The organism is Nocardia sp. NBC_01377 (assembly GCF_045040005.1).
GTDB classification, from domain to species: Bacteria; Actinomycetota; Actinomycetes; order Mycobacteriales; family Mycobacteriaceae; genus Nocardia; species Nocardia noduli.
In genome coordinates, this window is sequence record NZ_CP109566.1 from 2,223,609 (window position 1) to 2,237,130 (window position 13,522).

The 13,522-nt window shown below is 67.8% G+C and carries 13 protein-coding genes; 8 read left to right on the plus strand and 5 right to left on the minus strand.

The genetic code is table 11. From position 1 onward, the window contains the following. Nucleotides 1-80: 80 nt before the first annotated feature. A complete protein-coding gene (locus tag OG225_RS10080; RefSeq protein WP_405181412.1) occupies nt 81-1,508 on the plus strand; it encodes a lipase family protein in 1,428 nt (475 codons plus the stop codon). Nucleotides 1,509-1,569: 61 nt separating this feature from the next. After that, nucleotides 1,570-2,655, plus strand: a complete 1,086-nt coding sequence (locus tag OG225_RS10085) for a fused (3R)-hydroxyacyl-ACP dehydratase subunits HadA/HadB (protein ID WP_405181413.1) — start codon at nt 1,570-1,572, stop codon at nt 2,653-2,655. 10 nt (nt 2,656-2,665) lie between these two features. Here OG225_RS10085 and OG225_RS10090 read toward each other — a convergent pair whose 3' ends face one another. The 3 genes from OG225_RS10090 to OG225_RS10100 all read right to left on the minus strand — a co-directional run bounded on the left by OG225_RS10090 (nt 2,666) and on the right by OG225_RS10100 (nt 5,682). Beyond that, nucleotides 2,666-3,199, minus strand: coding sequence for a DUF3558 domain-containing protein (locus OG225_RS10090; protein ID WP_405181414.1), 534 nt, complete (start codon nt 3,197-3,199; stop codon nt 2,666-2,668). Between the two features lie 5 nt (nt 3,200-3,204). Next, nucleotides 3,205-3,411, minus strand: a complete 207-nt coding sequence (locus OG225_RS10095) for a hypothetical protein (protein WP_405181415.1) — start codon at nt 3,409-3,411, stop codon at nt 3,205-3,207. 171 nt (nt 3,412-3,582) lie between these two features. Beyond that, nucleotides 3,583-5,682 carry an AMP-binding protein gene (locus OG225_RS10100; RefSeq protein ID WP_405181416.1) on the minus strand — a complete coding sequence of 700 codons (2,100 nt, stop codon included), beginning with the start codon at nt 5,680-5,682 and terminating at the stop codon, nt 3,583-3,585. 416 nt (nt 5,683-6,098) lie between these two features. On the opposite strand from OG225_RS10100, the gene OG225_RS10105 reads away from it, so the two are divergent. After that, the gene (locus tag OG225_RS10105) at nt 6,099-6,749 is read left to right on the plus strand and encodes a TetR family transcriptional regulator (protein WP_405181417.1); all 651 of its coding nucleotides are present in this window, start codon (nt 6,099-6,101) and stop codon (nt 6,747-6,749) included. Beyond that, nucleotides 6,746-7,336, plus strand: a complete 591-nt coding sequence (locus OG225_RS10110) for a hypothetical protein (RefSeq protein WP_405181418.1) — start codon at nt 6,746-6,748, stop codon at nt 7,334-7,336. The genes OG225_RS10105 and OG225_RS10110 overlap by 4 nt, the downstream gene beginning before the upstream one ends. Before the next feature lie 25 nt (nt 7,337-7,361). Here the strand turns inward: OG225_RS10110 and OG225_RS10115 are convergent, their stop codons facing one another. Continuing rightward, on the minus strand, nt 7,362-8,912 hold the full coding sequence (locus OG225_RS10115) for an acyl-CoA carboxylase subunit beta (protein WP_405181419.1): 1,551 nt from the start codon (nt 8,910-8,912) through the stop codon (nt 7,362-7,364). A gap of 598 nt (nt 8,913-9,510) precedes the next feature. Here OG225_RS10115 and OG225_RS10120 point away from each other — a divergent pair. The 4 genes from OG225_RS10120 to OG225_RS10135 all read left to right on the plus strand — a co-directional run bounded on the left by OG225_RS10120 (nt 9,511) and on the right by OG225_RS10135 (nt 12,438). Beyond that, entirely contained in the window at nt 9,511-10,443 is a 933-nt protein-coding gene (locus OG225_RS10120; protein WP_405181420.1) for a transcriptional regulator, read from the plus strand. A 144-nt stretch (nt 10,444-10,587) separates the two neighbouring features. Beyond that, nucleotides 10,588-10,896 (plus strand): hypothetical protein, encoded by a 309-nt coding sequence (locus OG225_RS10125; RefSeq protein ID WP_405181421.1) that lies wholly within the window; start codon nt 10,588-10,590, stop codon nt 10,894-10,896. Beyond that, complete coding sequence (locus OG225_RS10130) at nt 10,893-11,951, plus strand: alpha/beta hydrolase family protein (RefSeq protein WP_216906849.1); 1,059 nt, start codon at nt 10,893-10,895, stop codon at nt 11,949-11,951. The genes OG225_RS10125 and OG225_RS10130 overlap by 4 nt, the downstream gene beginning before the upstream one ends. Before the next feature lie 115 nt (nt 11,952-12,066). Continuing rightward, nucleotides 12,067-12,438, plus strand: a complete 372-nt coding sequence (locus OG225_RS10135) for a hypothetical protein (protein WP_405181422.1) — start codon at nt 12,067-12,069, stop codon at nt 12,436-12,438. Here the strand turns inward: OG225_RS10135 and OG225_RS10140 are convergent. Then, on the minus strand, nt 12,435-13,397 hold the full coding sequence (locus OG225_RS10140) for a MaoC family dehydratase N-terminal domain-containing protein (protein ID WP_405181423.1): 963 nt from the start codon (nt 13,395-13,397) through the stop codon (nt 12,435-12,437). The genes OG225_RS10135 and OG225_RS10140 overlap by 4 nt on opposite strands. Nucleotides 13,398-13,522: the final 125 nt, after the last annotated feature.

The following is a 13,522-nucleotide window of genomic DNA, read 5'->3' on the forward strand; positions in this document are numbered from 1 at the left end:
CGACAAGGGGGCATTTCGAGGTCGAAATCCGCACACGCCGGGGCGCAGCGAACCCGCAATCGCACCCAGAGGCGTGTGCTATGAGATTTCTGCGTGTCCTGTTCCTCACGATGCTGCTCGTCGTTCCGGCCGTGTCCGGTCGAGCCCATGCCGAGCCGCCGCCGCCCGTGATTCCCGGATTGCCCGCGCTGCCCGACCTTTCGGGCCTGCCGCCGCTGGTCGACACCTCGGGTTCGATCCTGCCGGGCCTGCAACAGTGGATCGACGCGGTGATTCCCGCACCGCCCGTCGTCGCGGCCGCACCACCGAATTCACCGCAGGTGGAGGTGGCGGACGGTCAACCCGAGTTGGCGGCCCTGCGGGCGGCAGTGCTGCCGTCCCCGGTGCGCGATCCGATCTTCGACGAATGGCCCGCCGATCTAGACACTTTCGCGCCGGGACAGTTGATCGAGGTGCGTGATGTCAGCGCCACCGCGGGCGCGCTCGTCCTGATGCCGTTCGATCGGGCGCTGCTGTTGAAATTCCGTACGACCGATGTCTACGGCAGACCCTCCTTCGCCACCGCGACACTCGTCACGCCGCTGGGCGCGTGGCCGGGGCCGGGCGGTCGACCGGTGTTGGTGAACAATCTGCCGATCAACGGACTGGGCCGGGACTGCACGCCCGGCTACACGATGGCCCACGGCTGGGACAGCGATATCAGCGTGACGGACTACATTCCGCCCGCGATCCAACTCGCCCTGCTGCGTGGATACGCGGTCCTGGTTCCCGACCACGAGGGACCGCGGATGGCCTACGCCGAACCGGTCGTCGCGGGTCACGCCATCCTGGACTCGATTCGCGCGGTGCGCGGACTGCTTCCGGACGATTTCGGGGACAGCGGCTTCGGGCTGATCGGCTACTCCGGAGGCGCGATCGCGACGCACGGCGCGGTGAAGGTGATGCCCGACTACGCACCGGAATTGGTCGACGTCGTCGTGGGTGCCGTCGTCGGCGGAGTTCCCGCCGACTACGAGATCCTGTCGCGCAGTATGAACGCCAATCTGGCATCGGGGGTATTCATGGGCGCGGTGCTCGGCATCGCCCGCGAGCGCACCGAGATTCTCGGCCGGATGAACAATCTCGCGCAGTGGATCGCGACCTCGCCGGTGAAGGATCTGTGCGCCGACGTTTTCGGCGCCGCGGGCCTGCTGCTGTTGCCGATCGACGTCGCGGCGAATTTCCCCGATCCGCTGAATTCGGAATTCGCGGCGCAGATCTATCGGGAGACCAGGATGGAGGGCATCAAATCGCCGGTGCCGCTGTATATCTACAACGGTGAGCAGGAGTGGTGGATCCCCGCAGAGGGCGCGCGGAACCTGTTCCGAGAGCAGTGCGCACTCGGGGTGAGCGCCGTCTATCGCAGTGTGCTCGGGGAGCACGTCATCGCGGGCGGGCTCGGTTTCCCCGAGGCGATCCTCTGGATGGACGAGCGTCTGCGAGGGGTGCCCGCGCCGAACGAGTGCTGATCGGAACGGCCGATAACGGGGTGGATCGTTGCGTTCGGGCGTCGGCGCGCGATCTACCCACGTGAGCGTCTCTACCACCGTCACCCCAGCCATGACCCCGTCCGAGCAGGCAGCAGCCCTGGTCGGACGTCGCTACCGGATGGTCGATCACTACGAGGTGGGCCGGGAGAAGATCCGCGAGTTCGCCAGAGCGGTACGCGACGAGCATCCGGCGCACCGGGAGGAGGGCGCGGCCGCCGCGCTGGGGTACGACGGCCTGATCGCGCCGCTGACCTTTCCGGCGATCCTCTGGATCACCTTGCAGCGCATGTTGTTCGAGTCGGTACTCACCGGCTACGACCTCGGCCAGGTGCTCCACACCGAGCAGCGGATACGGATGCGGCGTCCGCTCGTCGCGGGTGATCGGCTGCGTTGCGATTCCCACGTCGAGTCGTTCCGGCGGTTCGGCGACAAGGATTTCATGGTCGTCGAGAACCTCCTCACCGACCACTACGGCGAAACGGTGCAATCCGCGCACACGACCGTGGTCGCGCAGACCGGGGCGACCGTGGCAGGCGAACTCGCCCGCGCCGTCGACGGGGTCATCCTGAGCGGCGGATCATCGAGCGACCGGCGTGCCGCGCGAGCCGACATCGATCCGTTGAGCGCGGCAGGCCTGCTCGAGTATCACGAGCAGGTCGACACGGATCGGCTGTTCGCGCTGCCGCCCGGTCGCCGCTCACGCAGTGTGCCCACATTCGAGGATCTCGCCGTCGGCACCGAGCTGCCGCCGTTACGGGTGCGGCTCACCCGTGGTGACCTGGTCAACTACGCCGGTGTCTCCGGTGATGCCAACCCCATCCATTTCAGCGACGAGGTCGCCCAGGCGGCCGGACTGCCCGCGGTGATCTCGCACGGTCTGCTCACCATGGGGCTCGGCGCGGGTTACCTCACGTCCTGGCTCGGGGATCCGGCCGCGGTGACGGGGTACTCGGTGCGGTTCGCCGGATTCGTTCCGGTCGAATCGGACCGGCACAGCACCATCGAATTCGGCGGCAGGGTGAAGGCGATCGATGTCGGCAGACGTTCGGCCACCATCGCACTGACGGCGACGTGCGAACAGCGCAAACTGTTCGGACGCGCCACCGCCGAAGTACTGCTGCGCTGATCCGGCCCGATCACGGCAGGACGGGAACCAGCACCTCGGCGGTGCGCGTCAGCAGATCGCAGGCCGGAGTGGCGGTCGCCGGATCGGGCCGCACGTCCAGCCGCAGCCGGATCTGACCGCCCGTGGCCGTGGTGAACGCGAGACCGCAGTCCACGGTGGGGTCGGCGTAGTCCGGCCGGTAGCGCACCCCGGCGCGTCCCGCCACCGTGACCTCGGCGAAGTCGTGTGCGCCGGGTGCCTCGCGCACATCCCGGGCCGACTCGCGATCGGCCGAGAAGATCCGCAGCGCCGTACTCGCGCCGCTCCAGCCGCACCCCGCCCACTTCGGTCCCGGCGCGATGGCGATATCCCTGCGCTCGGACGCCGGGTCCAGCCCGACCCGACCGATCATCGCGTCGGGGATCTCGGCGCAGGGATCCCAGGACGGACCGGCACCGGACGCGGCGGTCGGTGCGGTGGCGGCGCCGCACCCGGCGAGCGCGACGCAGCCGATCAGCAGCGCGACGCGAAGTACCCGCTGCGCGAAGGAGGTACGCAACCGCATGCCGATCAGGTCATGATCGTGAGCGGCAGTTGCCCGGACCAGCCGCACGGCAGCTCGCAGCTGGCCCACACCGTCGCGCGCAGCGGGCTGTCGGTCCGCACGCCCCTGGCGTCGCTCGCTCGCGCGGGATATCCGCACGCCGGGCATTTGCCGAAGAAATTGAGTATCTCGTTGCTCCGGATGATGATGCCCGGTGAGCTGTGCGCGTTCATGTTTCGAGCTGGTCGAGGGCTGACATATCTCGAGATTAAGGCCGGTTCCGCCGAATCGGCGCTGTTCGGGACACTTTCGTCGTACTCACAGCGACACTGCTCGAGCGTCGTGAAATGTACAGTAGCGCAAGGGATGCCGGAGGCCGCGGCCTGCGCGCGGCGGCCCTTCGCTCAGGGTGTGCCCGGCGCGACCGTGCCGATGATCGGCGGGTCGGCGGCACCGGGACCGATGAGCAACCGCTTGAGGATCTTGCCGGTCTCACCGCGCGGCAGCGAACTGAGGAATGTGACATCGCGCGGCACGGAGAATCTACTCAGCCGATGCCGGATGTAACTGCGAACCATATCCGAATCCAGGCCCGAACCTTCGTGTTTGACGACGAACGCGGCCAGACGTTGGCCGTACTCCAGGTCGGGAACGCCGACCACGGCGACTTCGCTCACCTGGGGCAGGTAGGCGAGCGCCTCCTCCACCGGTCGCGGGAAGACGTTCTCGCCGCCGGAGATGATCATCTCGTCATCGCGGCCGTCGATGTAGAGCCGACCCGTGGCGTCGAGATAGCCCAGGTCGCCGGTGTCGATCATGCCGTCCGCCTCGTTCGGCGGCGCCGAGTTGACGTAGCCGTCGAAGAGCATGTGGTTGCTCACGAAGATATGGCCGGTCGCGCCGACCGGGAGCGGCTTCAGATCGGGGCCGAGTACCGCGACCCTGGTGCCGAGCGGAGGTCTGCCCGCCGTGGTCGGCGCGGCGCGCAGATCGGACGGGTCCGCGACGGAAGCCCACGACACCTCGGTGGAGCCGTAGACGTTGTAGAGGATGTCGCCGAAGCCGTCCATGAAACGCAACACCGTGTTCGCCGCCAGCGGCGCACCGCAACTGGCGACCACCCGCAGACTCGAGGTGTCGTAGCGCTCTCGGATATGCACCGGCAGTTCGAGAATGCGGTGCACCATGATCGGCACCGCGATGAAGGTGGTGACCCGATGTTCGGCGATGAGTCGCAGACAGTCCTCGGCATCGAACTGGGCGGGGAGTACCACCGTCGCGCGCAGCGCGGTGCTCAGCTGCAACGCGGCCAGACCCCAGGTGTGGAACAGCGGTGCGGGGATGAGCATGGTGTCGTCGATGCGCATCGGTATGCGCGACAGCAGGGCGGCGACCGTGGCGAAACCCTTGGGATGCGGCCTGCGCGCGCCCTTCGGGGTGCCCGAGGTGCCCGAGGTCAGCACGATCAGCTTGCCCGGGTGCGTCGGCCTGGGAAAGGTCTCGTGTCGCTGTTCGATCAGGTCGTCCACCGTGAGGTGGCCGGTGCCTGGTGCCCTGATATCGCTGGCGTAGCGTGCGATATCGGAGTGCAGGTACTGCACGAGGTGATCGAATTCGGCGTCGACGAACAGTGCGGACAGTTTGTCGCGCTGGACGACTTCCTCGATGCGGCGGGTGGGCAGACCGGTGTTGAGCAGGGCGACGTCGACGCCGAGTTTGCCCGCGGCGACCATCACCTCGACCATGCCGCCGTGATTCCTGGCCAGCAGGCCGATCGCGTCGCCCGCGGCGAGTCCGTTCGCGTGCATGGCGGCGGCGAGCGCGTTCGTGCGACGGTGCATCTCGTCGAATGTCCTGGTGACATGTCCGTCGACCATCGCGGCCCGGGCGGGGGAGTAGGCCGCCGCGGCCGCGTAGCCGCCCGCGAGATTGAAACCCCACTCCGACAGTCGCCGCAGTTGTTTGATGCCGCGATCGATCCGGTAGGCGCGCATCACTCCGCTCGACACGATCTGCTTGGCGACCTCGGCACGCCTGCGCACCGGCGAATCCTCGCCGTTGACCACGACGGAGGTGTTCGCGCCGAGTACCAGATCCTCGATCCGCTGTAAGCCGTTGTGGGTCCAGTCGGCGACGACGGCGTTGGACATGTCCGCCAGCGCCGGATGCATGCGGGTCGGTGCAAAGAAGGTGATGATCACGCGGGTGCGCTGGTCGTCTCCGAGTAATCGCACGGAGGCGAAACTGCCCTCGGTGGGGCACTGTAGTTCGAACCCGTCGCGGATGCGGCCGATCACGACCCGCACGGTGTGCGTGCGGATGCCGAGTTCGGCGGTGCCGACCCGGAAGCGCAGCATCGTGTGTCCGTCGACGCTCTCCAGCGGTTCGCACGCTCCGATGCCGGGGAAAATCCTGGGATACGTCTGCGGCTCCAGCAACAGATCCCATACTGCGGTGCGATCGATCGCGAACTCCGCGACCACGTCGATGACATCGGTAACCACTGGCGTGCAATTCTCGTCGGCCGGTTCGAACAGCTCGGGTCGGCGGAGAATTCATTTGTAACCCTGGATTCAACTGCGGTCAAGCAGCCATGATCAGGGCTGGTGGAAGGCTTGTCGGCGGTCACGACGCGGCTCGAATCGGACTGTGCTCGGACACTATTCGATTATCTCCGGTCGTTCCGCGCCGGATATTGCGCCGAAGTTCCCGCGGGGTCGGCGCCCGCATTTCCGCGACAATTCGTGACAACTCACAAACCTCGCGGCGGATCCGCCCGTTTCACCGCGATGTCGTGCGGCTATCCGTCCTGCATGAGGGTCCGGAGCGCGGAGCGGGCGTCGTCGTCACCGGTGACCGCACCGCGAATCAAATGTCTCATTGGGACAATAGTTGTAGGATGGTGCCATGGGTACCGACGATGACGTCGACCATGGGTGACGTCGATCCGGACGGTCGCAGGCTGCGCACCCGCCGCAGTCGCGAGGCCATGTCGCGTGCGGCGTTCGACCTGCTGGCCGAGCGCGGCTTCGGTGCGCTCGGTGTCGAGGAGATCGCCGAACGCGCCGGTGTGACCCGGCGGACCTTCAGCAGGCATTTCTGTTCGATCGAGGAAGCCGTCCTCGGCGATGTCGACCAGGACGTGCACCGGCTCAACGACGCGCTGTCGCGTCGTCCGTCCACCGAACCGCCGCTGATCGCCTTCCGCGGCGCGGTCGACGATTGGCTGACCGCGGAATACGGCGGAGTCGACGCCTCACGGTTGATCCGTCGGTGGGAATTGTTCCGGCGGATCGAGTCCGAACCCGCGCTGTTCGCCGGCTATCAGCGGATCAGGGCAGAGGGCGGGCAGGAGTCGGTGCGCATCATCGCCGCACGTCTCGGTGTCGACGCGGGATCGGATCTGCGTCCGGCCGCCGCGGTCGCCGCGGGATCGGGCATGCTGCTCGCCGCGTCGAGGGCATGGGCGGACGGCGAAGACCCCGCGGCGCTGCCCCGGCTCGTCGACCGATTCTTCGCGACCCTCGGCGCGCTTGTCACCGAAATCCGAGTCGAGGAGTCACGGTCATGACGATCGGGTCTGTCGATATCGTCCGCCGGACCTGCCGCCGCGTCGGCCTGGACCGCAATCCGATGCGCAGGCGCGAGGACCGATGGCAGGCGGTCGTCGCGCTGTTGCTCACGGTGGCGGCCGTGGCGGTCGTGCCGCTGGCGGTACTGCTCATCGGGCGGCCGATCTACGGCACGGATAGTCGTGCGGTGCAACAGGAGACCGCCCGGCTGCACCGGGTCGACGCGACGGTGACCGAGGTCGGCAAGGCGCCGCTGTACGCGCCGATCACCCCGGTGCAGGTGTCGTGGCGCGACCCCGACGGGACCGAACACGCCGGTGACTACCACAGCGACGTCATGGTGAAAGTCGGTGCGGTGGTGCCGATCTGGTTGAACGACACCGGCCGTCCGGTGCAGCCGCCGTCGCCGACGCGGCCGTTGAGCCGCGCGGTGCTCACCTGTAGCGCCGTCGTCGCGACGACGGTATTCGCCTGCGCCGCCGCCTATCTGCTGGTGCGTCGCGGTCTGGATCGACGACGGTCGCGGCTCTGGGAAACCGAATGGGAGACCGTCGGCATCAACTGGGGCGGTCGCGACGCGAACTGACCGCGCGCGACCGGCCGGTCGACGATCAGACGGGAAAGAGGCTGTGCTTGCGCGGATTGTGCTTGCGCACCGCGTCCTTGTCGCGCAGCAGCCGCAGTGCCTTGCGGATCTCGAGCCGCGTCTGGGACGGCTCGATCACCGCATCGATGTATCCGCGTTCGGCCGCGATCCACGGGGTCGCCATGGTGGCGTTGTAGAAGTCGATCATCTGCTGACGAACCGCGGGCCGCTGGTCGGCGGGGGCGGCCTCCAGTTGCTTGCGCCCGATGATTCCCACCATGCTCTCGGCGCCCATGACCGCGATCCGGGCCGTGGGCCAGGCCAGGCTGATATCGGCGCCGAGCTGCTTGCAGCCCATGACCGCGTAGCCGCCGCCGTAGGCCTTGCGGGTCACGATGGTCACGATCGGCACGGTCGCCTCGATGACGGCCCGGAAGAAGCGTCCACCGCGTTTGATGACGCCCGCCTTCTCCTCCTCGACACCGGGCAGCACGCCAGGGGTGTCGACGACGAAGATGATCGGCAGTCCGTAGGCGTTGCAGAGCCGGATGAAATGGGTCGCCTTGTCCGAGCACTGCGCGTCGAGCGCGCCGCCGAGCACCTGCGGCTGGTTGGCGACGACGCCGACACTGCGCCCGTCGACGCGGGCGAAACCGGTGATCAGATTCTGCGCGGTCGCCGCGGCGATCTCGTGGAACGCCCCGTCGTCGAAGATCCGCAGCAGGATCTCGTGCATGTCGTAGCCGACCTTGTCGGCGTCGGGAATGATCGAGTCCAGTTCCAGGTCGTGCGCGGTCAGCTCCGGCTCGAGCCCCGGATTGACGACGGGCGGCTGTTCGAGGCAACTCGACGGCAGGTAGCTCAGGTACGACCGAACCCAGTCGAAGGCCGCCTGCTCGTCGGGCGCGACATGGTGGATGGTGCCGATCTCGGCCTGCACGGCGGCGCCGCCGAGTTCCTCGGCGGTGACGGTGTGGCCGGTCACCGCCTTGATGACCTCGGGTCCGGTGACGAACATGTAGGACTTCTCGGTCGCGACCAGCACGTCCATGTTGACCGGGCCGTACACCGAGCCCGCGGCGCATTTGCCGAGCATGACCGCGACCATCGGCACGAAACCCGACAGATCGCCCTGGCGCACGCACATCAGCGCGTACCAGGCCAACGAAGCCACCGCATCCTGGATACGGGCGCCGCCCGAATCGTTGATCGCCACCACCGGGCAGGCGTTCTCCTGCGCGAATTCCATCGCGGCGGCGACCTTGCGGCCGAACATCTCGCCGACCGAGCCGCCGTGCACCGTCTGATCGTGGGCGATCACGACGACCGGCCTGCCGTCGATCGATCCTCGTCCGGTCACGACGCCGTCGCCGTACATCGCGCCGGTGGTGCCGGGCATACGCATGAGTGCGCCCATTTCCACGAACGACCCCGGATCCAACAGCGCGCGAACGCGCTCCCGAGCGCTGGGTATGCCCTTGCTCTTGCGTTTCGCGATGCCGGTCTCGCCAGCGGGTTCCTCGGCGAGCTCCAGGATGTCCCGGAGTTCCTCCAGCTTTTCTCGCGTACCGCTCATTTGTTCTGCGTTGTCCTTCGAACTCGGTGTTGCTGCCCGTCCGTCGGCGTGAAGCCGTTTTCGGGTGCGGCGCTCGATGCTAGTCGTGATGAGACGCGCAGCACAGCTGTACTGGGAAACTGATGCGACAGCTCACGGCGGTGTGCGCTCCACTCACTTCAGGGTAGCGGCGCGTGCTCGCGCCGCACCGGATGGTCCTTGTGCTCGATCCCGATAGATCGGCCTTCCGCTGGTGACTGTTACAGAGCATGCCGCCGACGCCGGTCCCGAGTTCTACCGTTGCTGCTGCGCGGCGTCGGAATCTGCGCGGCCGACGCCGCGCACCCGCCACCTCGGACGCGCTCCCTGCGCGTCGCGGGGGTCGTGAACGCACCGCGCCGCGGTGGCTGACGAGTTGCTCGTCAATTCGCGAAAACTATTGCGAATTCCGGTATCGGACGATTACCTGAGACAGTTGCGAACGCCGTCGGGCGAAACGTCGTGATCTGCTTGTGATTTCGCCCAAGGCCGGGTGTAAAGCCTGATGAGATACCAAGTTCGGGGTGTGCGGAGTGTAATTCCAGGCGATGGTGGCTAGTCTTCGGTAGTCATGGTGGGTATGAAAACCGGGTCCGGAATCAAGACCTTGGAGAGCAGACTCGTCGAACATCTGGCATCTCGTCCACGTGGCGCCGCGCACGGTGATCCGACGGGTGATCTGACAAGAGTCACGCGCAACTGTCTGGCCGCGGCGGTACGAACGCTCGGTCCACGGTCGACGCCGGTCAGGCAACCGGACGAGATAGCCGGATCCGCGGTGCGATGGGCGCGCGAGGGCATCGCACTGGAATCGGTCCTCGGCGCCTATCACGACGGCATTCGCTCCGGCCTCGAATTCCTGGCCGCCGCGGCGGGCGACGGCGACGCGGAACAGGTGGTCGCGGGCACCCGGCTCATCGTGCAGGCGCTGGAAATGGTGACGGTGGCCGCGTCGGCGGCCTATGTCGAGGAGCATCGGCTCGTCGCCAAGGAGCACCAGACCGCGGCCCAGACCCTGGTCTCGGCACTGCTCGGCGGGCACGGCGTCGCCCAGCTGGCCAAGCAGACCGGTATCACGATCGCCCCGGTCTACCAGGTGGTCGCGGTATCGATACCCCGGCATCCGGACGAGAAGCGGCCCGGCAGCGGTCACGCGGCCGCCCGCAGGAAATTGCGCAGGGTCCAGTCGGCGCTGGCCGACCCGTTCGGCTCCCGCGCGCTGGCGCTGCTGTCCACCGACGGGGGGACCGTGCTGGTACCGAGCGAGGCGGCGAGCGCGCTGACCCCGCTCGCGATGACGGCCGAAGTACTGGAACTGGTCAGCGCGGTCGCCGAGGTGCCGTTGACCGCCACGGTCGTCGCGGGACGCACCGAGCGCATCCCCGAGCTGGCCGCCCGCGCACACGAGTTGCTCGACCGGGTCAGAAAGGACCGAAGACCGCCCGGACTGTATCCGGTCGAGTCCACCGACCCCGTGGTCGAAGCCGACGCCGTGGGGATCGGCGACCGCTGAACCGGCCGGTTGTGACCGGTCGACCCCTCCGAACTCCGCGATTGTGATACCGACCAGCAGCTGGGTAATCGTCTTTCGAGACGGGCTCGGCCGACCTAGTCTCACAGTGTGCCCGGACTCCACGTCAGGCAGAAGGAGTTGCGAGTGAGTACCCCGTCGACCAGCGTCGACGTGCCGTGCGTGCGGAAATCCGACACATGGCGCGGCACGGACGTTACCTGTCCCGAAGTCCTTTCGCCGCACGGTGTTCCACGCCGCGACCGCGGGCATCCCGCCGCCGGGACCGCCACGGATCGGCGCCGGGGAACGGCCCGCATGGCCTGGGTGGCACAACGCCGCTCGGTAGCGCACACTGCCTTCGTGATCACACTGCTCGACGAGGGCGCCGCGCCCTTCCGCCGCTGGGAGACCGCGGAAGCCCGCCGCGCGAATCGGACCGCCCGCGTCTCATGAGCACACGAGTACCGATCACCACCGCCGCCGTCATGGCCGCCGCCGTCGCGGCCTCGGTCGCCTTCGTCGGCGCGCAGGTCAGCGATGCCGAACCGACGAATCCGGTCCCCTCGGTCACGCCTCCGCCGCCGATCGACCCGAAGATGACCCGCACCGGGCTGCTGAGCAGCGAGAACATGGGCGGCAGGCACGAACGTCTGCATATCGCGTCCGCGGCCATGCGCCGCGTCATCGACGTCGACGTGCTGCGCGGCGCCGGTGACCAGCCGCGACCGACTCTCTATCTGCTCGACGGTGTCGACGGCGATCCGGTCTCGGGATGGCTCACCAAGGGCGGCGCCGCCGAGTTCTTCGCGGACAAACCGGTCGACGTGGTGCTGACCAGCGGCGGCACCGGCAGTATGTACAGCGACTGGGAACGCCACGACGCCGCGCTCGGGCTCAATCGCTGGGAGACCTTCCTCACCACCGAATTGCCGCCCATCGTGGAATCGCTGTTGCGATCCGACGGCGATCGCGCGATCGCGGGCGTATCGATGGGCGCCCAGGCGGCCATGATGCTGGCGCAGCGCCATCCGGGACAGTATCGCGCGGTCGCGGGGATGAGCGGCTGTTATTCGACGGCGGACCCGCTCGGCCACGCCGTCACCAGTATCACCGTGGCCTCACGCGGCGGGAACGCGGACAATCTCTGGGGTCCGGCCAACTCCCCGGAATGGGTGGCCCACGACACCGTGCTCAACGCCGAGCGGTTGCGCGGGACCGCGGTGTACCTGTCCGCAGCCTCCGGTGCGCCGACCCACGCCGACCTCGTCGCGGTGGCCCAGTCACCCGATATCGTCGACGCGCTGACCGTCGCGGGCGGTGGCGTCGCGCTCGAGGCGGGCGCGCGGGCGTGCACCGAGCGGCTTGTCGCGCGACTCGGCGAATTGCGTATTCCCGCGACCGTCGACTACTCCGACGCGGGAATGCACACCTGGGTCGATTTCCAGGCGCAGCTGCCGCGCGCGTGGAAGGTGCTGTCGACGGCGTTGGGGTTGCCGGGAGCACAGTGACCCGTCGCGGCGGAATCAGCCGGGACGCCCCGCGTTGACACAGGTATGACCTCGGCACCGCGGGACGTCCTACCGTCGAGACTTTCGCGAAAGCCCCTGGGGCGAGCCGTACGTCATGATCTCGGCCGTCGTCGTCATCGCGGACAGCGTCGAGGAAGCCCACCGGCTGTTGCTGCCCGAAGCGTGGTCGTACGTCTACTCGCGCACACGCGGGGAGTTCCCCGCGCTGACGGTGCCGGAGGAGATCGAGCGACTCGAGTTCACCGAACGTGAACGCCGCCTCTACGACGACGCGCTGCGTGATCACATCCACGGCACCGAGGAGCAGGTGGCGGATGCCTTGGAGCAGTTGATCGCACGGACCGGCGCCGACGAAATCCTGGTCCACACCAGCACATACGATCGTCGCGCCCGGCTGGAATCACATCGGCGCCTGGCGCGCCTGTTCGGTCTCGCCGCACCCGAAACAGACTCTCGCGCAGGCTAATCCGGGAGCCGGAGATCGGCGGCGGCGTAGCTGAACAGCCCGCGATCATCGGCGTGCACGGTGACGGTGACCGACGCGCGCCGGTGTTTGACGTCGACGGCGGTGACGTGGCCGTGGAATCGCAATGTCGTCGAGTCCGGGGCGGGCAGGCCGAGATAGTGGGTGTGGCGCGCGGCCTGGGTACGCAGCCGGGTGATTCCGATGTCCGCGCCCACGGCCTTGCCGAGATAGGTGGAGACCAGGGCGAGTTCGATCGTGCTCGGTGTGGTGTCGGTGGCCCCGGTGAGCCGTGCGTAGTCGGTGAGGTCGTCGTGGGTCAATCCGACATCCCAGCGCGGCAGTTCGGATCCCACGGTGAGTCCGTCGAGCGCGATCGGCTTCGGCGTCGCCGCCGATCCGCGCGTCCGCGCCGCGCAGACGTGGCTGCGGACGACCCTCGGCTCGGATACCGGCCCGCTCGCGCCGCCCATCCGCGTCAGCAACGATGTGGTCGCGGTCTGTTTGACCGCACCCTGCCGATCGACGAGGACGGATTTGATCGACAGCACGTGGTAGTCGGCGAAATGCCGGAACGCCTCGACGGCGGTGCGACACGTCAGCCGATCGCCCTCGACGACCGGTCGCCGGAACTCGACCACCTGGTCGACGTGCAGAATTCGATCCGCCACACCGTCGGGAACGAACTCGGCGAGGATGTCGCCCAGTACCGGGGTGAGTACGGTCGCGGAACACGAGGGCGGGGCGACGAGGGTGGGTGATTCGTACCCGTCGGGAAGTCCGCTGAGCCGCGTCGACGGCACATGTCGTACCGCACGCGAGAATTCGCGGATCAGGTCACCGTCTATCGGATGCGGTCCCGTGGTGAGGTGGCGATACACGACCGGTGACGGCACCGCCTCGGCGTCGCGCGCCGGGCGAAGGGCATGTGTTCGGCGTAGGCCGGGGATCGTCTCCGACATCGCGACTCCCGTCGATCGGCCGTGGAATGGCTACCGCGGTGAAATCTGTCTGCCCATGCTGTTCCCGAAACGGCGGCGGGTGAACAGGATCGGTCGATCGTGAGGACAACTCACCGTTCGGCGAC